The organism is Methylophilus aquaticus, from assembly GCF_030769565.1.
GTDB classification, from domain to species: domain Bacteria; phylum Pseudomonadota; class Gammaproteobacteria; order Burkholderiales; family Methylophilaceae; genus Methylophilus; species Methylophilus aquaticus.
Genome location: NZ_JAVCAP010000014.1, coordinates 185,624 through 204,696 on the forward strand (window position 1 = coordinate 185,624; position 19,073 = coordinate 204,696).

Here is a 19,073-nt window from a genome sequence, read left to right on the forward strand (position 1 = left end):
ACATTAAAATAATTCGGACTGTGCCGCTGGTGGCGCAGCCAGCAGCTGATCGACATTGATATCAAAAATGCCAAGTTTGCCAGCGCAAGGTATCCGCGGTAATGGTCTTGCTTGATCAAATAAAAAGCCATAATACGCCTGATGCACACCGCCGAAGTGGGCCCGTTGCTCGTCACGCATGCCAGCGGGTAACTCCCCCGGCTTGCTGCACAACACGAGGCGGGCAATGCCAACCACACCGCCATATTCCAGTTTATCCCTGTCAGGGATAGGCACGTCGGTATGAGAGTTAATGTACTGATAATACGCTTCATACAGCCCTTTGCTGGCATGTATGAGGATAGGCCCGCGGTAGGATGTGCCCCAGCTACGGTCATCTACCAGTAAATAGCCGTTGGCAATTAGCCATGCAACGGGTTGTTTGAACGATAATGCCTTGATGACACCAGATGGGAAATCAGGCTGCGCTAACGTGGACATCTCTGGCTATCCGACAATGCTATCGCCAGTATTTAGGCGATTTCCCGCGTTTCCATAAACTGAATATCCGGATAGCGCTCTTGCGCCATTTGCAGGTTGACGCGGTTCGGCGCCAGATAGACATAATCATCTGCGCTATCCAGACCCACATTAAAGCCGTATTTGTTTGCAATAGCTTTTAAATCTGCGTCAGAGCCTTTGAGCCAGCGCGCGGTGTAGCAGTCATAGGGTTCAAACACCATATCGACGCCATATTCGTGCTCCAGCCGGTGCGCCACGACATCAAATTGCAGCATGCCTACTGCGCCCAAAATCAAATCATTCGAGAGCAAGGGGCGGAACAGTTGCGCAGCACCCTCTTCAGACAGTTGTTTAAGTCCAATCTGTAGCTGTTTCATTTTCATAGGATTTTTAATCCTTGCTCGGCGGAAAAATTCCGGCGCAAAGCTTGGGATACCGATAAACTTAAGGGCTTCATTTTCTGTAAATGTGTCGCCTAGCTTAATTGTACCGTGGTTGGGAATGCCAATAATGTCGCCCGAGTACGCTTCATCCATGATGGTGCGGTCTTGTGCCATAAAAGTAATGGCGTTGTTCACATTGAGCATTTTGCCCGAGGCCACCTGCTTGATTTTCATGCCACGCTCAAACCGGCCCGAGCATACGCGCAAAAAGGCAATGCGGTCACGGTGTTTGGGGTCCATATTGGCCTGGATTTTAAACACAAAGCCCGCAAATTTTTCTTCATTGGCGGCCACCGCACGGGTGGCTGTCTGGCGGGCTTGCGGGGGTGGCGAGAGGTCAACCACGGCATCCAGCAGGGATTGTACGCCAAAGTTGTTCACCGCCGAACCGAAGAATACTGGCGTCTGTTTGCCGCTTAAATAGCGTTCTTTGTTGAATTCATTTGAAGCGCCGCGCACCAGTTCGATATCTACGCGCAGTTCTTGCGCCTGATAACCGATCAGTTCATCCAGCCGAGGGTTATCAATGCCCTGTATGGTTTCTGACGTCCCTTTTTCGGCACGTGGGTCAAAGAACAAAATACTATCCGTCACCAGGTTATATACGCCACGGAAGGTCTTTCCCATACCAATCGGCCAGGTCATGGGCGCGCATTCCATGCCCAGCGTGGTTTCGATTTCATCCAGCAACTCAATCGGCGCACGGCTTTCACGGTCCAGTTTGTTGATAAAAGTAATAATCGGTGTATCCCGCATGCGGCAGACGTTAAGCAGTTTTATGGTTTGTGCTTCCACACCATTGACCGAGTCAATCACCATCACTGCCGAGTCAACGGCGGTAAGAGTGCGGTAAGTGTCTTCCGAGAAGTCGTCATGGCCGGGCGTGTCGAGCAGGTTGACCATGTGCGCACGGTAGGGGAACTGCATGACCGAAGAAGTCACCGAGATACCGCGTTGTTTTTCCAGTTCCATCCAGTCAGAAGTTGCATGACGCGCCGCTTTACGGCCACGTACTTCACCCGCCACCTGAATCGCACCACCAAACCATAACAGTTTTTCGGTCAGGGTGGTTTTACCCGCATCAGGGTGAGAAATAATGGCAAAGGTACGCCGACGTTCAACTTCTTGCTGCAAACTGGACATGAAAAAAGTGCGCTTTGGAAAAAAGCGCTATTTTAACCTAATCAAGGACTTGCCCGGATTATTTTCGCATCAGGAAAATGGCCACGGCCACGAATGCCACAAGGATAATCAAACCTTCCATTGCTTTACTTTCTGATATCCATCTCAATGTTATGTAGCATGTCACATTGACTGACCACTTGTTTGGTTGGATGTCCGCTTCTCAAAACTCTGCCAAGCTACGTTTTCCCGCCTGCGCGTGAATGCAGGCGGTTTACTTCACGACGTCTTTTAGCTCGTCAAGTATGGCAGGATTGTGGCTTCGGCTGCGCTTCGCGCTTAAGCTGAAGGTTAGCCTGCGTCGCAATCCCGCACTTCTCTGAGCTTGTTTCGTTAGTTCACTGGTTGTTTCAGTTGCTCCAGTATGGCGGGATTATCCAGCGTGGAAATATCCGAAGTGATTTCTTCACCTTTAGCCAGGCTACGCAGCAAACGGCGCATGATTTTTCCGGAGCGGGTTTTGGGCAGGTTGTCCCCAAAACGGATTTCGTCCGGCTTGGCAATCGGGCCGATTTCCTTGCCTACCCACTCACGTAGCTCGGCAACGATTTTCTTCGCCTCTTCGCCTTCCGGGCGTTTTCCCTTGAGGACTACATAAGCCACTACAGATTCGCCTTTAATCGGGTGCGGTTTGCCAACTACAGCAGATTCGGCCACCAGATGGTTAGCCACCAGTGCGGATTCGATTTCCATAGTACCCAGACGGTGACCGGAGACATTCAAGACATCGTCAATCCGACCCATGATGGTGAAGTTGCCGGTTTTGGTATCGCGGATGGCGCCATCGCCTGCCAGATAGAGTTTGCCGCCCAGTTCTGCCGGGTAGTAGCTGCTCTTGAAGCGTTCCGGGTCGTTGTAAATGGTGCGTATCATGGAGGGCCAGGGTTTTTTGATGACCAGTAGGCCACCATTGCCCCAGGGGATGTCTTTGCCGGTTTCATCCACCACATCGATATCAATGCCGGGGAAAGGCAGGGTGCAGGAACCCGGCACCAGCGGCGTGGCGCCTGGTAATGGGGTAATCACATGGCCGCCAGTCTCGGTTTGCCAGAAGGTATCGACAATCGGGCAGCGGTTGCCGCCCACCTGTTCGAAGTACCACATCCAGGCTTCCGGATTGATGGGCTCGCCCACGGTGCCCAGCAAACGCAGGCTGGACAATTCAAAGTGGTTGGGATGGGTGGTGTAATCCATTTCACCGGCTTTGATCAGCGAACGGATGGCCGTAGGTGCAGTGTAGAAAACGCTGACTTTATGGCGTTGTATCATTTGCCAGAAACGGCCGGCATTGGGGTAGGTCGGGATACCTTCAAACACAATTTGTGTGGCGCCCATGGCCAGCGGGCCATAAGTCACATAGCTGTGGCCAGTAATCCAGCCCACATCGGCGGTACACCAGTATATGTCTTCTGGCTTGATGTCAAAAGTCCAGCGCATGGTGTTCATTGCATGCAGCAGGTAACCGGCAGAACTGTGTTGTACCCCCTTGGGTTTGCCTGTAGAGCCTGAGGTATAGAGCAGGAATAGCGGGTGTTCTGCATCCACCATCACCGGCTCACAGGTGTCTGCTTTACCGGCAATCAGGTCATGCCACCAGATACACTGGTCGTTCCAGGCCACGTCTTGCCCTGTTTTCTGAAAGACGACGATGTCGCGGATGCTTTCGCAACCGCCCATCGCCATGCCTTCGTCTACTGCCTGTTTGAGCGGCAAGGTTTTACCGCCACGGAACTGGCCATCAGAAGTAATCACCGCCACGGCACCTGCGTCGATAATACGTTCGTTCAGGCTCTTGGCCGAGAAGCCGCCAAACACCACTGAGTGGATAATGCCCAGACGGGCACAAGCCTGCATGGCCACCACAGCTTCAATGCCCATTGGCAAATAGATGATGACGCGGTCGCCCTTGACCAGGTTGAGAGATTTTAAACCGTTGGCAAACTGGCAGACCTGATGGTACAGCTCTTTATAGGTGACGTTTTTGACCTCGCCATTATCCGCTTCAAAGATAATGGCCGTTTTATTCGGGATGGTGTCTAGGTGCTTATCCAGACAGTTGACAGAAACGTTGAGCTTGCCATCTTCAAACCATTTGTAAAAAGGCGCCTCGCTTTCGTTCAAGGTCTTTGTGAAAGGCTTATGCCAGACCAGCAGCTCACGTGCCAGCTTGGCCCAAAAGCCTTCATAATCTTGTGCGGCCTCGGCACATAAACGGTGGTATTCCTGCATACTGGGCACGGCCGCCTGGCTGGAAAAAGCCTCTTCCGGCGTGAAAGTGCGGTGTTCGTGAAGTACAGATTCGATAGACATGTCGTCCCCCAAAAATCAATGTCAAAAAATGAAAGTAAGGTTGAACCTCAGGTATTATTGTTCTGGTTCTAAATTGACAAACTCTCCGAGCGCGCAAGGCATCACCACACCATTAAAGTAGAGCGATATCGCATGCAACAACTTGACCAAATTCTAACAGAAAAGCAGATTCCGTCTACAGAAGCCGCGTATTTGCTACATGCGGCTCAATGTAGCCCGTTTTTTGCCAGATTAGTTACAAAACATACAGATTTTATAAATGATTTGGTAGATAACTTATATAAAAGATATAAGAGTAAAGATGTTAAGTATCTGTTTTTAGATAAAATAATTTCTGAAGAAACAACATTTTTACAACAAATCAGAAAAAACCGACAGTTTCTACTTGCACATATGATCCTGCGCGATCTTAATGCACTTGCGGATTTTCACGAGGTGGTCGAGACAACCAGCGCGATGGCTGAGGCCGCTATTGCTTGTGCAGCAGATTTTTACCATGCGCAGTTATGTAATGTGTATGGTGTCCCGCGCAATTCAGCTGGTGAGCCTCAACAATTGATTGTGGTAGGCATGGGCAAGTTAGGTGGCCTCGAGCTGAACGTTTCATCAGATATAGACCTGATTTTTGCGTACGAATGCGATGGCGCGACTGATGGAGAGAAATCCATCAGTAATCAGGATTTCTTCACGCGCTTGGGTAAAAAATTGATCTCAGCACTCGATGAGGTGACTGCGGACGGTTTCGTATTTCGAGTGGATATGCGCCTGCGCCCTTTTGGCTCGGAAGGCGCACTGGTGTGTAATCTGGATGCGCTGGAAGACTATTATCAGAATTACGGACGTGAGTGGGAGCGTTATGCCTGGATTAAAGGGCGAGTGGTCTATGGCCCGGCGCTGGCGCTCACTAAACTGATCAAGCCATTTATATTTCGCAAATATCTGGATTTTAATGCGTATGCCTCCATGCGCGACCTGAAAATGCAAATTCAGCGTGATGTGGTGCAGCGCCGTTTATCTGACAATATCAAGCTGGGGCGGGGCGGGATCCGCGAGATCGAATTTATTGCCCAGTTGTTCCAGCTGATTCGTGGCGGGCAGGTGCCAGATCTGCAAATAAAGCCCACGCTGGCAGTACTTGACTGCCTTGCCGAGAGGGAGATGCTACCTGAAGAGGATGTCCAAGCCTTAAAAGAAAGCTATCTCTACCTGCGTAATCTCGAGCATCGTTTAATGTATATCGATGATCAGCAAACTCAGGATCTGCCAGCATCAGAGACCTATCGCCAGCATTTGCTCAATATGTTGCGGCTGCCTGATTGGGCAAGCTTTATGCAGATGCTAAACAGCCACAGGGATCGGGTACAGCATTTTTTTGACGATACGTTCAGAGATAGCCAAAGCGAAGGTTTGCAGCAGGAGTCTGCTCTCTGGCAAGGCACCGTTTCAGGCTGTGATGCCGAGCAATGGTTGCAAGCACAAGGCTACACGCGGGCTGCAGATATTTGGCATCTTTTGCAAAATACACATAATAGTCAAAAAATACAGCAGCTGCCAGAATCAAGTCGGCGACGGTTTGACAGCCTGATGCCATTGTTATTGCGTGAGGCTGCCCAGCAACAAGCCACAACGCCAGATACCGCGTTGATAAGAACGCTGGACTTGCTTGAAAGCATTTGCCGTCGCGCCAGTTATCTCGCTTTGCTAACCGAGTTTCCAGATGCTTTGTCGCTGATTGTGAAGTTGTGCGCAGCCAGTCCGTGGATTGCGCAGTATGTTTCTGCGCATCCAATATTGCTCGATGAACTGCTCAACAAGCAAACGCTGTTCAAGCGCATTGATGCGCCGGTTGTGAAGGCGGAATTGTCACGCCTGATGCAGCAGTTGACTGGCGATGTGGAAGCGCAAATGGATGCCATTCGTCACTTCAAACATGCCCATGTGCTCAAGATTGCGGCACAGGACTTAATGACAGCGTTGCCATTAGAAGCGATTTCAGACGATTTGAGTGCGTTGGCGGAGGTGGTTCTGCAAGTCAGTCTGCAAACAGTCTGGCACAACCTATCGTTTAAGCATCGTGAAATACCACAATTTGCGGTCATTGGTTATGGCAAGCTGGGGGGCAAAGAACTGGGCTATTTATCTGATCTGGATATTATTTTTCTGTATGACGATGAGGCCGAAAATGCGCAGGAAGTCTATGCGCGTTTTGCTCAGCGCCTGAATACCTGGTTTAACACCTTAACCAATGCTGGCCTGCTTTATGAAACCGACTTGCAGTTGCGTCCGGACGGCAACAGCGGGCTCTTGGTCAGCAGTCTGCAAGCGTTTGATGACTACCAGAACAGTAAAGCCTGGGTATGGGAGCATCAGGCGATTACCCGAGCACGATTCGTGGCTGGTGAGCCTGCTATTGGGGCGGCATTCGAGCATATTCGCCATCAAATACTGTGTCAACCGCGCGAACCCTTGCAGTTGAAAGCTGAAATCAGCGCGATGCGTGAGAAAATGCGCGAAGCCCATAAATCAAAGGTCGGCACATTTGATATCAAGCAGGGCAGAGGCGGTATTGTTGATGTCGAGTTTGTTGTACAGTATTTGGTACTTGCCTATGCCACAAAACACGGTGGCCTGACCGAGAATATTGGTAATATTGCCCTTTTGCAGCGATGCGCCAGTTTAGGGCTGTTGCCTTCTGCTCAGTTTGCCGAGCAAGTTGCAGCAGCCTATCGTGATTACCGGACTTTTATTCATCATGCAAAATTGCAAGGGCAGGAAGCGATAGTGGCCGATAGCGAGATGCTGGCGCAACGAGCAGTGGTCGATGATGCATGGCAATTAGTGTTTAATTAATCAGCAGAAAGTAATATGAAAAATATTGACCAAGCCCCTTGGTGGGTAAAAGTTGTCTATGCGAATGTAAGCCGTCGAAAAGTGGCTTGCTGGCTCACTATAGTTTGCGCTGTATTCACACTGTATTGTTTTCCTTGGTCACGCTACAGTGATGCACCGCTTGTAGCACAAATATTTGTTTTTGATGATTGGGAGTGGTTCTTATCAATGCTGCCAATGACCATTTGGTATTGGGTTGCACTCATATGGATTGATCGTCACGGCAGTTGGTAGCCGCTAAAGCCCCCATCGTAGCGCGGGGGTGTGTACTGCACTGTCCCAATACTGTTTGATTTTATCATCGAGCATGCACACGGTTAATGATGCGCCTGCCATGTCTATTGCCGTGGTGTAGTTGCCAACCAGGCTGCGGGCAATATGCAAGCCCTTGCTTTGCAGTAGCTTGGCGGCCGTGTTGTACATCACATAGAGTTCCATTAACGGTGTTGCTCCCAGTCCGTTGACCAACAGCAGAACTTCACCACGTAGTGGCAATTGCTTTGTCTCAAAGTCATGCATGATGGCAGCAACCATATCATTCACCAGTGCGTCTGCTTCCCGCATGGCTTCACGTTTTCTGCCTGGTTCTCCGTGGATGCCGACACCCATTTCGATTTCGGTATCGGAAATATCAAACGTCGGCCTACCGGCTGCCGGGACGGTGCAACTTGTCAGTGCTACCCCTATACTGGAAGTGTGTGCATTAATGTGGTTGCCAAACGCCTCGCATGCGGCCAAATCTGCACCAGTTTCAGCCAGCCCGCCAACGCATTTCTCCACAATCACTGTCCCTGCGACGCCCCGTCGCCCTGAGGTATATGTGCTGTTTATTACAGCGCAATCGTCGCTGGTCAGAACAGTGGCATGGGCAAACGGTAACATTTCTGCTGCCATTTCGAAGTTCATTACATCGCCCGCATAATTTTTGACAATAAACAGCACGCCTTTGTTGGCATGTACCGCTTCAGCGGCAGCCAGCATCTGGTCGGGCGTGGGAGAGGTGAATACCTGACCGGGGCAGGCCGCGTCGAGCATGCCTTTGCCAACATAACCTGCATGCAGAGGCTCGTGCCCTGAGCCGCCACCTGATATGATGGCCACCTTCTGCTCAGCTTTGTGTTTACGGCATACAAATGTTGGTTCAAATTGTATTGAGATCAAATCGCTGTGTGCAGTTGCAAACCCAGCTAGACTTTCGTGAAGCATATTGTCTATATTGTTGATGAATTTTTTCATCGTTATCTCCTGATGCCTGTTGCCTTTTATTGTATTTTTGTGGATTCTAATATCAGATCACATACTGCATGAACCATAACTTGGCAGCTTTTGGCACCAGCATCCAGGTGACCAATTGCCCGCTCACCCAAACCTGAGGCACGCCCCTTGGTGGCGAGCATATTACGTGTAGATTCCAATCCCTGTGATGCTACCAATTTAAGTGCATCTGCAATTTCGTTGGCTGACTGCCCGTTTTTTGCCTGTTGTTTAAAATTTTCGGCCACAGGAATCAATACATCCAGCATGGTTTTTTCGCCTGCTTGCGCTTTGCCACGCTGCATGATCGCGTGCACGCCCGCCTCAAACGCTAGTGCAATGTCTAAATTGCCCGCTGTTTCAACACTTTTAAGGTGTTTACTCATGCCCATAAAAAAGCTGGCAAACAATGGACCAGATGCTCCGCCGATAGTGCTGAGTAGTTTCATGCCAATTTTATTGAGAGCATCAGGGGCATTGAAGCCTTCAAGTTCTTCAGCCATTTTGCTAATGGCTTCACAGCCGCGTTTCATATTGATGTAGTGGTCGCCATCGCCGATTTCTCGATCCAGGCACTCAATATCGGCTTCGTGTTTCAGTATTGATTGCTGGATTTTTAGTGCAGCTTGATTAATCCATTTACTTTGCATATACGTACGCTATTCATGATTCAAGAATTGCATCTTAACTCATAAGTATCGGTGACCGGCAAGGAAAGGGTGCAAACTTGAATGTTTAAGTGTAGATGGCGTCCCTGACACGAATCGAACGTGCGACCCCATTCTTAGGAGGAATGTGCTCTATCCTACTGAGCTACAGGGACTTTGTTTTTACCCAGCTTTTTAATTGCCAGTGCGGCCATGCTATCAAAAATGAGTGGGCATTAGATTAGCATGTATCGGCTTTTTATAAATGCTTTTTTGCAATTTTTTCAATATATCGCTCCCTACAGGAAGTATTTTCTATCTATGCATAATTGCTGGAATTAAGGGGAATATTCCTGTTTTTTTTAACAATAGTCGGTTGGTTAAATCGCTTATATTTAGGCTCAGTAATTATCAATTTTTTGCACAAATCCGACTTAAGACATTCGCAAAATAGTCGATATTCATAAACTGTAGCAGTTTGACATGCATTCAACCTAGGGTTGCGATGAAGCCGGGAAGTACGGTGTATAAACTGTTTTTTGCCCATTTCATTTTTTGTCAGGTAAAGCGTTATGATTCAATTGATTCCCCAAGCATTCAAGGTATGGTTCATTATCATTATTGGGCTGTTACTTAGCACAGCTGCCCATGCTGGGCACTTGTTTACACAAGCCTCAAACAATACACCAATCAGTTTAAATGCAGGGCAGGGTCTCAGTGTCACGCAGTTGACCTTTGAAAATGGAGGAGGCAATAACGGCAGAGTCACAATTGACTTTGGCGGTGACTGGTCGGCAGGTGATGCCATTCAGCTGACGATTGGCACTTGGAATGAGACCATTTCTTATGACACAGTTGTCGCTAATGGAGGCTCTCAAAGTGGCACTGCATTGAGTATTCAATCAAGTGCCCTTGTTGCAGCCGGCTTGAATCCATCGGGTCAAATTGCCTGGACTGTGATTGCCTCAGCAGGTCAATTTACATGGGAAGGGTACCGCATTTACACTACCAGCGGAACATTTAACGGGACGGGAGCTGCGCCCATCAATCAGTCGCAAGTGGTGAATGCCTCGCAGCTTGGTGGTGGTTCGAATTACGTCAGTATCGCCGGCGCAAACCAAACCGGTGTGGCAGCCACGCTGGATGGGCTCAGTGGTGCTACGGGCCAAATGGCTGGTGTACTTGCTGTGATTGATGCAATGACAGAGCAGAGCAAGCGGGATGCCATGCGCCTGATTTCCCCTGATCGTAGTCAGGTAATGAGCCAGTCTGCAATTAATACAACGACTGCTGCGCTCGATACAGTGCAAGTGCGCCTGGATAATTTGCGTGTGGGCATGTCTGGCCAGAATGATATGGCGATGCTGAATCATGGTGGCGACATCAATGCTGGACGGGGGACTGCGCAAGGCATGTCTTCAGGTGATGAGGCTTTGAACAAAACCGTTTGGTTGAAAGCCTTTGGCGGTAAAGCTGATCAGGCTGCGCGTAGTGGTTTTGCTGGGTCTGACAGTAAGGTTTTCGGGATGATGGCGGGTGTGGATCGCATGCTGGACAATGGCCTCGTACTAGGTGTAGCTGCGGCATATGCAAAAACCAATGTGGATATGAATGATTTCCGCAATGGGGACAGCGCAGGCATCCAGACGTACCAGATTACGGGTTATTTTGCCAAGACTTTTGAACGCTGGTTCTTGCAAGGCATGTTGAGTTACGCCTATCAGGACTATGATACTAAACGAAATACCCATCTCACCGGTGTTGCAAAAGGTAGCTTTAATGGTGATATGTATGGCACGCGTTTGGTTGCAGGGGTGCCTTTTTACATCACAGAGGTGTTAACCTTGACACCATCAGTCGGGGTTGAAGCGCATCATATTGAACAGGATGGATTTAGTGAGAAGGGCGCAGGAGCTCTCTCTTTGAACGTCGGCAGCAGTAATGCAGATCGCGTGCGTTCATTGCTGGGATTGGAGCTGGGGATGCTGAAAGTGCTTGCTGATGGCAGCCGATTACATCCGTCTGTCAAGGCTGGCTGGCGGCATGACTTCATCCGTGATGGCATGAACACAAGCTCTTCGTTTATCGGCGGTGGCGCGCAGTTTGAGAGCGTTGGCCAAAAAGTAAATCAGGATGTCTATGGGGTAGCCGCCAAGCTCAACTGGGAAAAAACAGAGCGAGTCGGTGTTGCCGTTGAGCTGGGAACAGAGAAGGGCGACGGTTACGATGCCATCAATGGACAAGTCACAGGCACTTATCGATTTTGAGTGACATCTTGAAGCATTCTAGAGCCCCTGCCATGCAGGGGCTTTTGTTTGCGGTATTTTGTTAGACTTGCCGTGCAAGCAAACTAGTTTGTATTGCTTGCAATATCGAGTATTCTTCCTCTTTATTGATAATCCTCTCAAATACCAGATCTTGATCTAATCAGGTTTAAATCATGAAAAGACGTCAATTTTTGAGTCTGGGTCTGCAGTCAGTTTCCCTGTTGTCTACATTGACTTTAGCGCCTTCGCTTTCTGTAATGGCCGGAACGTCACTAACAACTTCTCAGCTTGGGACCCTGGTCTCTTTTATAGATACCCTTATTCCCCCTGATGAAACACCTTCATCTTCACAATTGGGATTAGATAAGGTTTTGCTTAATCATGCCCAGACTATACAAAACTATACCGCGCTCCTTATTCTCGGATGCCAGTGGCTGGATACTCAAGCCATAGCGATGGCCAATATGGCCTTCCACCAGTTGCAGGAAGAGCAGCGCGTGCGCATTGTTTCACTCAGCGAGACCAGTCAGTCAGGAACGATTGCGAGACAGTTCTTTGACCATGTCAAGGCAGATCTTTTCAGTTTCTATTATGCTCATCCAGCGATCTGGCCTAGCTTGGGGCTGCATGGTGCGCCTCAGCCGCATGGGTACCTGTCATATGCCAGCCAACCCCGAAAGTTGACTAAATGAAACGCTACGATGCGGTCATTATCGGCGCAGGCGCAGGTGGTGGTGCCAGTGCTTATGCCTTGACGCAGCAGGGGTTGCGCGTGTTGATTCTTGAAGCGGGGCCGTCCTACGCCCCTGATAAGGACTATCTTGCTGGAACATCACGATGGCAGAAGCCTTTTCCGCAGAAAGCTGGATCACAGGGGCGTTACACCTACGTACTGGACCAGCCCTTGAGCAAGCAATGGGCACACTTACGCTCATGGAATCACATGACCGGGTATTTAAATCCGGAGGCAAAGCGCGTGGCTTTTGCTTATCATCATGTAAGAGGTGTCGGCGGAAGTTCCTTGCATTTTACCGGCGAAGCACATCGCATGAATCCCAAATCCATGCAAATGTGGTCGCAGCATGGTGTTGCTGCTGACTGGCCGGTCAGTTATGACATGCTCGAGCCTTATTACGTGCAGGCTGAAAATATCGTTGGTGTGGCTGGCCCAGAGAATGACGGTATACATCCCCGCTCCGCGCCTTACCCATATTCCCCGCATGCAACAGGCTATACCACGCATTTATTGCGCAAGGGGTTTGCGGCTAAAGGCATGCGGCTGGTTGAGAATCCCTTGGCGGTTTTACCTCAGCCGCGCGCTCAAAGACTAAACTGCAACTATTGCAATTGCTGTCTGAAAGGCTGCCCACGTAAAGACAAAGGCAGTATTGATGTTACGTATTTACAACTGGCAAAAGCCAGTGGCTTGTGTGAAATACGCACAGAATGTGTTGTGACCCGTATTATCACCGACGGTGCAAATGACCTCGTGTCTGGTGTCGAATATTATTCAGCCGGCAAAAAGCAGTTTATCAAAACGCCCTTGTTGATTCTGGCGGCGGGTGCGGTTGAAAGTCCGCGCTTGTTGCTCATGTCCTCCAGTGCAGACTCACCCAATGGATTGTGCAATGAGAGTGGTCAAGTTGGTAAGAACTTTATGGAAACCCTGTTGTGGACCAGCAATGCGCTTTATCACAGTGATCTCGCCAGTTATCGCGGGTTACCGGTAGACAGCATTTGTTGGGATTACAACGCTCCCGATGCAATCCCCGGTGTGATTGGCGGCTGCCGTTTTTCACCCTCTGTTGCAGAGTCAGATTTGCTGGGGCCTGTCAGCTATGCCACCAGAGTCGTAAAAGGCTGGGGCCATCAGCATAAGCAGGAGATGCGCCGGACTTTTGGTCGTGTTGTGTCTCTAAGCGGTATTTGCGAGAGCCTGCCTCATCCAAAATCTTTCGTGAGCCTGGATTCAGCTGTAAAAGATGTATTTGGCTTGCCGGTGGCAAGCATACATAGTTATGTCGATGAGATGGCAACTAAACGCATTGCTTTTATGGCCAAGCAATGCCGTGACATCCTCAAAGCGATGGGTGCAACAAAGATATTTGAAGAGTTCAGTTCGTATGATATTTTTAGCTCTACGCATGTATTTGGCACCTGTCGTATGGGGCATGATGCCCGCCATTCGGTGGTCAATGTTGATTGTCGCAGTCATCGCTGGCGCAACCTCTACATTCTCGATGCAAGTGTATTTCCAAGTTCAGGAGGTGGGGAGTCGCCTGGCCTCACAATACAAGCTTTGGCATTACGTGCGATGGATCGTTTTCAATCCAGATGATTTTTGGTGAAACTTTAATTCTATGGCGCACTTATCAGACTCTGTAAATAAAGCGGCTTCCAGGCAAACGCTGCCCGCTGGCAAACGCAAGCGCCCTAATAAAAACAAAATTGTCTCGCAAATGACCGGTTATATTGCTTCACCGGCACTGGACTTTTGGCTGACTGGCGGTATCTCTGTAGTAGTGATGGGCTTGTTACTTGTGGTCTATGCCTCCAGCGAGCCGAGCGCTGCAAATATCACGGCCGTGATTAGTCAAGCGATTGTGTTGCAGGCAGTGATTAACTGGCCACATTTTATGGGCGCTTACGCTTTACTCTATCGCCCGCTACAGAATGTAAAAACATATCCTTTTTCGACCCTGTTTGTCCCGGTGGCTTTGCTGGTTTATCTGGTAATTGCACTGATAACTGGGCCTGTCAGCGGAGCAGGTTGGGGTGTTAATCAGGACCTTGCATACGTTTTGTGGCTGGTGGCAGCTTTTTATCTGGCTTGGCATTACACTGGTCAGGCTTGGGGGATGATGGCGACATTCTCGCGCCTGTCGGGCTTGATATTGAGCACAGGGCAACGACTGCTGTTGCGTTCAGGATTGCGTTTACTGCTAATCTGGCATGTCGTTTGGGGTGCACAGGATTTACCAGTCGCCTGGTTGGGGGCGATGAGGTCTTACCTCCCGTTATTGTTGCAGTGCCTGACTATCGTTTGTGTGCTTTCGTTTCTGATTGGACTGGTCATTTGGTGCAAAATCAGAAGCCAGTTGGGCCATTGGCCGGATCGTCGGGTATTGATTGCCTGGTTGGCGATTTACTTGTGGTATTGGGTATTGTTGTTAATGCCGGCAGCCTATGTGTTGGTGCAGTTGTCGCATGCATTACAGTATCTTGCGTTTCCATTACGTATGCAGGTGAATCAGGCCGCTATTGCTGCCAATGTGCCACATCTGCCTGCGAAACAGCGTAGTTCTTTGTTGGGCGCGACAATAGGCTATTACTGCACTTTGGTCTTTGCAGGCATGCTGATTTTCTACTTGCCCGTGATATTGTTTCCAAGTCAACAGCCATATGGATTGGCAGTGGTGCTGGCCTCTATTGTCAGTATTCATCATTATTTTGTAGACGGATGTATCTGGAAAATAAGTCATCCTGATGTTAGACGAAATTTGTTCTGGCATTTGCCCGTACAAAAAGTGAATTAATCATGCGTATTCTTCTTATGGTCATTGCATGTTTATGGTTGCTAACAAGTTGTGCCTCTCAGGAGCTCGCAGAGCGCACGCAACCTGTAGCCTCGCTTTTTTCACAACATGGATTTGTTCAGAGAGATATTTCTACCCCGGACTTTACTTTGCGAGTCTGGCAATCTCCAGCAGTAGACGCGAAGGATATGCGTGTATACATTGAAGGTGACGGGCTGTCATGGATTACACGATATCAACCCGCCTTGAACCCTACACCATTGAACAGTATTGTCCCATTTCTTGCCGTGAAGGATACGCTGGCTGGCAATGTTGTTTATCTGGCAAGGCCATGTCAGTATGTATCTTTAGCTGAGCCTGATTGTCGTTCTGTTTATTGGACGCACGCAAGGTTTTCGCCCGAGGTGGTGTCTGCAATGAATGCGGCTGTTACTCGCCTAAAGCAGGAAGCACATGCTGAACATCTGATGTTGATTGGATACTCCGGAGGCGGGGCATTGGCCGTTCTGATGGCAGCACAAAGGCAGGATGTGGATGCGATTGTGACTGTGGCCGGTAATCTTGATCACCGTGTCTGGACTGATTTACATCACTTAAGTCCTTTGCATGATTCAATGAATCCACCTGACGTCTGGCAGAAATTGCAGGGTGTCCGACAGTTGCACTTTGTAGGGGAGTTAGATCAAAATATGCCGCCTTCTATATATTGGGCTTATCGCACATTTTTTCCAGCTCAGGCTGATGTGCAAATGCAGGTGATCAAAGGGTTTGATCACAAGTGTTGCTGGGTTGAACGGTGGCCGCAATTGTTAAGGGAGCATTTTAATTAAACCGGATACCCTTTCCACTTTTTTGAATTCCAGTGATGGCACGTTTGTTATCATAATTGTAATGCGCTGACCTTAAAAGGTTGGCACTGGTATAACAAATATTTTTAAGGATGATTATGCAATTGGTTATTCGATTGGTTTTATGCGCTGGCCTGATGTTGGCGATGCCTATACATGCATTTGCCAGCTTTGAAACGGGATTGGAGGCCGCTAATAAAGGGGATTTTATGGCAGCGCAGAAAGCCTGGGAAGCCGCTGCGAAAAAAGGGGATGTAGATGCGCAATACAATCTTGGCGCATTAATGCTGTCTGGTAAAGTCGGTCAAAATGATCCCAAAAAAGCCATTGGCTGGATTGAACGCGCTGCCAGTAAAGGGCATGTCGATGCATCTTATTCCTTGGGGCTGCTTTACTATACTGGGTCCAAAGAGTTTAAGCAGGATTTTGCGCGCGCCTATAAGGCTTTTGAAAGTGCCGCCAAAAAAGGGCATGTAGCATCGCAATTCAGTTTGGGGGTCATGTTAGTGAATGGTCAGGGTGTAAAACAAAACGTCGCTGCCGGTATGGAGTGGTTAAAGAAGTCTGGCGAATCGGGTAATCCGGACGCACAGTTCAATTTGGGTATGGCATTCGTGAGTGGTCAGGCTGGTAAAAAAGACCCTGCAGAGGCTTTTAAATGGTTTTCGCGATCGGCGGATGGTGGCTTTGCACAAGCCCAGTATCAGGTTGCCAGAATGTACCTTGATGGGCAGGGGGTGGACGTGAACCCTGCGAATGCGAAGAGTTGGTTTGTACGTGCTGCGGATAAAGGGCATGTGGAAGCGCAATATGGTTTGGGTTTGATGGCCTATACCGGATTGGGGCAAGCAGTCAGTTTCGAAGAAGCTCAGCAATGGTTTATGCGAGCTGCCAAGGGTTGGGATCGCAACGCTCAATTTCATCTGGGTAAGATGTACATGAATGGCGAAGGGCTTAAGGCTGATTTGCTGGAAGCATATAAATGGCTGGATTTGTCTGCTGGTAACGGACATGATGATGCCCACTTTTACCGCTCCTATGTAGCTAGCAAACTGTCCAAGAGTGATGTGCAAAAAGCCCATGCAATGGCACAACAGTGGTTTGATGCCAATCATAGTCATCCGCATAAACATTACGACCTGAAGCCGCACGCGCATCATTAGTGACCGAGGTCTCGTGTTGTTCAAGTGCTTGATCGGGCACGTAAATTCCACTATAATCTTGGATTGACTTTTTGGTCAATTAACCATGCATGTATTTACATAGGGTGCCCGCAAGGGTGTTATTGAATACATGTTAATGAATAACCCTTTGAAATAGAAAGACTTATTATGTCAGTGACTATGCGTCAAATGTTGGAGGCCGGTGTTCACTTTGGTCACCAGACTCGTTACTGGAACCCAAAAATGGCAGAGTACATTTTTGGCGATCGTAACAAAATCCATATTGTTAATCTTGAAAAAACACTGCCGCTGTTTGAAGAAGCACAAAAATACGTGCGCACATTGGCGGCAAACAAGGGCCGTATTCTGTTCGTGGGCACCAAGCGTCAAGCCCGTGACATCGTCAAAGAAGAAGCGCAGCGTGCTGGTTGTGCTTATGTCAATCACCGCTGGTTGGGCGGTATGTTGACCAACTTCAAAACTGTTAAACAATCTATCAAGCGCTTGCAGGATTTTGAAGCCATGATGACTGATGGCAGTATCGAGAAATTCGGCAAAAAAGAAGCACTGGGTTACAAGCGTGAAGTTGAGAAACTGGAACGTTCTATTGGTGGTATTAAGGAAATGGGTGGCTTGCCAGATGCGATTTTCGTAATTGACGTTGGTCATGAAAGTGGCGCCATTACTGAAGCACGCAAGCTCGGTATCCCGGTGATTGGTATTGTCGATACTAATAACTCACCTGATGGCATCGCTTACGTCATTCCAGGTAACGATGACTCTTCACGTGCGATCCGCTTGTATGCGCGTGGGATGGCAGATGCTGTTCTGGAAGGCCGTGCGAACGCGATTTCTGAAATCGTTAAAGCGGCTCAGGAAGAAACTGTGCCTGCAGAGGCTGTTGCTGCCGAGTAATTAAATGCAGCATAAAAAGGGGCGGTCCGCCCCTTTTTCTATTGTGTTGTATGCAATATGGCTGACACATGATTGGCATATTGTAAAAAGAATATCTAGATGAATCCTCATTGCAGGAATCCTAACAAAAGGAGTAATAAATGGCTGAAATTACCGCAAGCATGGTGAAGGACTTACGTGAGCGCACTGATGCACCGATGATGGACTGTAAAAAGGCATTGACTGAAGCTGACGGCGACATGACCCGTGCGGAAGAAATCCTGCGTGTACGTTTTGGTAACAAGGCAAGCAAGGCTGCTGGTCGTGTAGCGGCTGAAGGTACGGTTGGTATCAGCATTGCTGCTGGTGGCAAACTGGGTACTTTGATTGAAGTCAACTCTGAAACTGACTTCTGTGCCAAAAACGAAGAGTTCCTGAAGTTTGTCGGGGAATTGGCGCAAACAGTGAACGAAAACAATCCTGCCGATATCGATGCGGTGGGTGCTTTGCCAATGCGTGGCGAAACTGCTGAAGCAGTGCGCGCGCAGCTGGTTGGCAAGATTGGTGAAAATATCACGCCACGCCGTTTTGCGCGTACTGAAGCCAAAGGTCAGTTGTACAGCTACGTACATGGCAGCAAAATTGGTGTGCTGGTGGATCTGGTGGGTGGCGACGAGGCTTTGGGTAAAGATATTGCCATGCACATTGCTGCAGCAAAACCAAAATCACTGGATGCAAGTGGTGTTGACGCAGCATTGATTGAAGCAGAACGCCGTGTGGCCATCGAAAAAGCAAAAGAAGCTGGTAAGCCAGAGGCGATGCTGGAAAAAATTGCTGATGGTACTGTGCAGAAGTTTTTGAAAGAAGTGACTTTGTTAAGTCAGGCGTTTGTAAAGGATGACAAGCAAACCATTGAGCAGTTGCTGAAATCCAAAAATGCGTCGGTGGCTTCATTCAGTATGTATGTCGTAGGTGAGGGCATTGAAAAGGCCGTGGTGGATTATGCTGCTGAAGTGGCCGCTGCGGCTAAAGTGTAATCGATTGTAAACGAGCTTGGATAAAAGTGGAGTCTTCGGATTCCACTTTTTTTATGGCTAACTGGGCGGTTTGCAGCCCATAAAACCGTGTTTTATGATTAA

General features: G+C 48.9%; 15 protein-coding genes and 1 tRNA gene. 10 read left to right on the top strand and 6 right to left on the bottom strand.

Annotation, left to right across the window (positions count from 1 at the left end; translation table 11 throughout):
- Nucleotides 1–3 precede the first annotated feature (3 nt).
- From Q9291_RS07385 to acs, 3 genes are all read right to left on the bottom strand, one after another.
- Nucleotides 4–480, bottom strand: a complete 477-nt coding sequence (locus tag Q9291_RS07385; RefSeq protein ID WP_306389387.1) for an ASCH domain-containing protein — start codon at nucleotides 478–480, stop codon at nucleotides 4–6.
- Nucleotides 481–512: 32 nt separating this feature from the next.
- On the bottom strand, nucleotides 513–2,087 hold the full coding sequence (locus Q9291_RS07390) for a peptide chain release factor 3 (protein WP_306389388.1): 1,575 nt from the start codon (nucleotides 2,085–2,087) through the stop codon (nucleotides 513–515).
- 372 nt (nucleotides 2,088–2,459) lie between these two features.
- Entirely contained in the window at nucleotides 2,460–4,436 is a 1,977-nt protein-coding gene (gene acs, locus Q9291_RS07395; RefSeq protein WP_306389389.1) for an acetate--CoA ligase, read from the bottom strand.
- 132 nt (nucleotides 4,437–4,568) lie between these two features.
- On the opposite strand from acs, the gene glnE reads away from it, so the two are divergent.
- Together glnE and Q9291_RS07405 are read left to right on the top strand one after the other, a co-directional pair.
- Nucleotides 4,569–7,286 (top strand): bifunctional [glutamate--ammonia ligase]-adenylyl-L-tyrosine phosphorylase/[glutamate--ammonia-ligase] adenylyltransferase, encoded by a 2,718-nt coding sequence (glnE, locus tag Q9291_RS07400; protein ID WP_306389390.1) that lies wholly within the window; start codon nucleotides 4,569–4,571, stop codon nucleotides 7,284–7,286.
- A gap of 15 nt (nucleotides 7,287–7,301) precedes the next feature.
- Entirely contained in the window at nucleotides 7,302–7,559 is a 258-nt protein-coding gene (locus tag Q9291_RS07405) for a hypothetical protein (protein ID WP_306389391.1), read from the top strand.
- A gap of 3 nt (nucleotides 7,560–7,562) precedes the next feature.
- Here Q9291_RS07405 and dhaK read toward each other — a convergent pair whose 3' ends face one another.
- The 3 genes from dhaK to Q9291_RS07420 form a co-directional block, all read right to left on the bottom strand.
- Nucleotides 7,563–8,561, bottom strand: coding sequence for a dihydroxyacetone kinase subunit DhaK (gene dhaK / locus Q9291_RS07410; RefSeq protein ID WP_306389392.1), 999 nt, complete (start codon nucleotides 8,559–8,561; stop codon nucleotides 7,563–7,565).
- 26 nt (nucleotides 8,562–8,587) lie between these two features.
- The gene (gene dhaL / locus Q9291_RS07415; RefSeq protein ID WP_306389393.1) at nucleotides 8,588–9,229 is read right to left on the bottom strand and encodes a dihydroxyacetone kinase subunit DhaL; all 642 of its coding nucleotides are present in this window, start codon (nucleotides 9,227–9,229) and stop codon (nucleotides 8,588–8,590) included.
- A 96-nt stretch (nucleotides 9,230–9,325) separates the two neighbouring features.
- Nucleotides 9,326–9,402 (bottom strand) — tRNA-Arg (locus Q9291_RS07420).
- Nucleotides 9,403–9,798: 396 nt separating this feature from the next.
- Between Q9291_RS07420 and Q9291_RS07425 the strand changes: the two genes are divergently transcribed.
- From Q9291_RS07425 to tsf, 8 genes are all read left to right on the top strand, one after another.
- Nucleotides 9,799–11,493, top strand: coding sequence for an autotransporter family protein (locus tag Q9291_RS07425; RefSeq protein ID WP_306389394.1), 1,695 nt, complete (start codon nucleotides 9,799–9,801; stop codon nucleotides 11,491–11,493).
- Between the two features lie 173 nt (nucleotides 11,494–11,666).
- Entirely contained in the window at nucleotides 11,667–12,185 is a 519-nt protein-coding gene (locus Q9291_RS07430; protein ID WP_306389395.1) for a gluconate 2-dehydrogenase subunit 3 family protein, read from the top strand.
- Nucleotides 12,182–13,831 (top strand): GMC family oxidoreductase, encoded by a 1,650-nt coding sequence (locus Q9291_RS07435; RefSeq protein ID WP_306389396.1) that lies wholly within the window; start codon nucleotides 12,182–12,184, stop codon nucleotides 13,829–13,831. Before Q9291_RS07430 ends, Q9291_RS07435 begins: the two co-directional genes overlap by 4 nt.
- A 22-nt stretch (nucleotides 13,832–13,853) precedes the next feature.
- Nucleotides 13,854–15,029 carry a hypothetical protein gene (locus Q9291_RS07440; RefSeq protein ID WP_306389397.1) on the top strand — a complete coding sequence of 392 codons (1,176 nt, stop codon included), beginning with the start codon at nucleotides 13,854–13,856 and terminating at the stop codon, nucleotides 15,027–15,029.
- Nucleotides 15,030–15,031: 2 nt separating this feature from the next.
- Nucleotides 15,032–15,859: a dienelactone hydrolase family protein gene (locus Q9291_RS07445; protein WP_306389398.1), complete on the top strand. Its 828-nt coding sequence runs from the start codon at nucleotides 15,032–15,034 to the stop codon at nucleotides 15,857–15,859.
- Nucleotides 15,860–15,975: 116 nt separating this feature from the next.
- Nucleotides 15,976–17,040: an SEL1-like repeat protein gene (locus Q9291_RS07450; RefSeq protein ID WP_306389399.1), complete on the top strand. Its 1,065-nt coding sequence runs from the start codon at nucleotides 15,976–15,978 to the stop codon at nucleotides 17,038–17,040.
- Between the two features lie 168 nt (nucleotides 17,041–17,208).
- On the top strand, nucleotides 17,209–17,955 hold the full coding sequence (rpsB, locus tag Q9291_RS07455) for a 30S ribosomal protein S2 (protein WP_306389400.1): 747 nt from the start codon (nucleotides 17,209–17,211) through the stop codon (nucleotides 17,953–17,955).
- 140 nt (nucleotides 17,956–18,095) lie between these two features.
- Nucleotides 18,096–18,971 carry a translation elongation factor Ts gene (tsf, locus tag Q9291_RS07460; protein ID WP_306389401.1) on the top strand — a complete coding sequence of 292 codons (876 nt, stop codon included), beginning with the start codon at nucleotides 18,096–18,098 and terminating at the stop codon, nucleotides 18,969–18,971.
- Nucleotides 18,972–19,073: the final 102 nt, after the last annotated feature.

What these genes read in the sequence shown, in the direction of transcription:
- Q9291_RS07390 (WP_306389388.1), bottom strand. Translation starts at nt 2,087, where the DNA reads ATGTCCAGTTTGCAGCAAGAAGTTGAACGTCGGCGTACCTTTGCCATT.
- acs (WP_306389389.1), bottom strand. Translation starts at nt 4,436, where the DNA reads ATGTCTATCGAATCTGTACTTCACGAACACCGCACTTTCACGCCGGAA.
- dhaK (WP_306389392.1), bottom strand. Translation starts at nt 8,561, where the DNA reads ATGAAAAAATTCATCAACAATATAGACAATATGCTTCACGAAAGTCTA.
- rpsB (WP_306389400.1), top strand. Translation starts at nt 17,209, where the DNA reads ATGTCAGTGACTATGCGTCAAATGTTGGAGGCCGGTGTTCACTTTGGT.
- dhaL (WP_306389393.1), bottom strand. Translation starts at nt 9,229, where the DNA reads ATGCAAAGTAAATGGATTAATCAAGCTGCACTAAAAATCCAGCAATCA.
- Q9291_RS07385 (WP_306389387.1), bottom strand. Translation starts at nt 480, where the DNA reads ATGTCCACGTTAGCGCAGCCTGATTTCCCATCTGGTGTCATCAAGGCA.
- Q9291_RS07425 (WP_306389394.1), top strand. Translation starts at nt 9,799, where the DNA reads ATGATTCAATTGATTCCCCAAGCATTCAAGGTATGGTTCATTATCATT.
- Q9291_RS07450 (WP_306389399.1), top strand. Translation starts at nt 15,976, where the DNA reads ATGCAATTGGTTATTCGATTGGTTTTATGCGCTGGCCTGATGTTGGCG.
- Q9291_RS07435 (WP_306389396.1), top strand. Translation starts at nt 12,182, where the DNA reads ATGAAACGCTACGATGCGGTCATTATCGGCGCAGGCGCAGGTGGTGGT.
- Q9291_RS07445 (WP_306389398.1), top strand. Translation starts at nt 15,032, where the DNA reads ATGCGTATTCTTCTTATGGTCATTGCATGTTTATGGTTGCTAACAAGT.
- Q9291_RS07405 (WP_306389391.1), top strand. Translation starts at nt 7,302, where the DNA reads ATGAAAAATATTGACCAAGCCCCTTGGTGGGTAAAAGTTGTCTATGCG.
- glnE (WP_306389390.1), top strand. Translation starts at nt 4,569, where the DNA reads ATGCAACAACTTGACCAAATTCTAACAGAAAAGCAGATTCCGTCTACA.
- Q9291_RS07430 (WP_306389395.1), top strand. Translation starts at nt 11,667, where the DNA reads ATGAAAAGACGTCAATTTTTGAGTCTGGGTCTGCAGTCAGTTTCCCTG.
- Q9291_RS07440 (WP_306389397.1), top strand. Translation starts at nt 13,854, where the DNA reads ATGGCGCACTTATCAGACTCTGTAAATAAAGCGGCTTCCAGGCAAACG.
- tsf (WP_306389401.1), top strand. Translation starts at nt 18,096, where the DNA reads ATGGCTGAAATTACCGCAAGCATGGTGAAGGACTTACGTGAGCGCACT.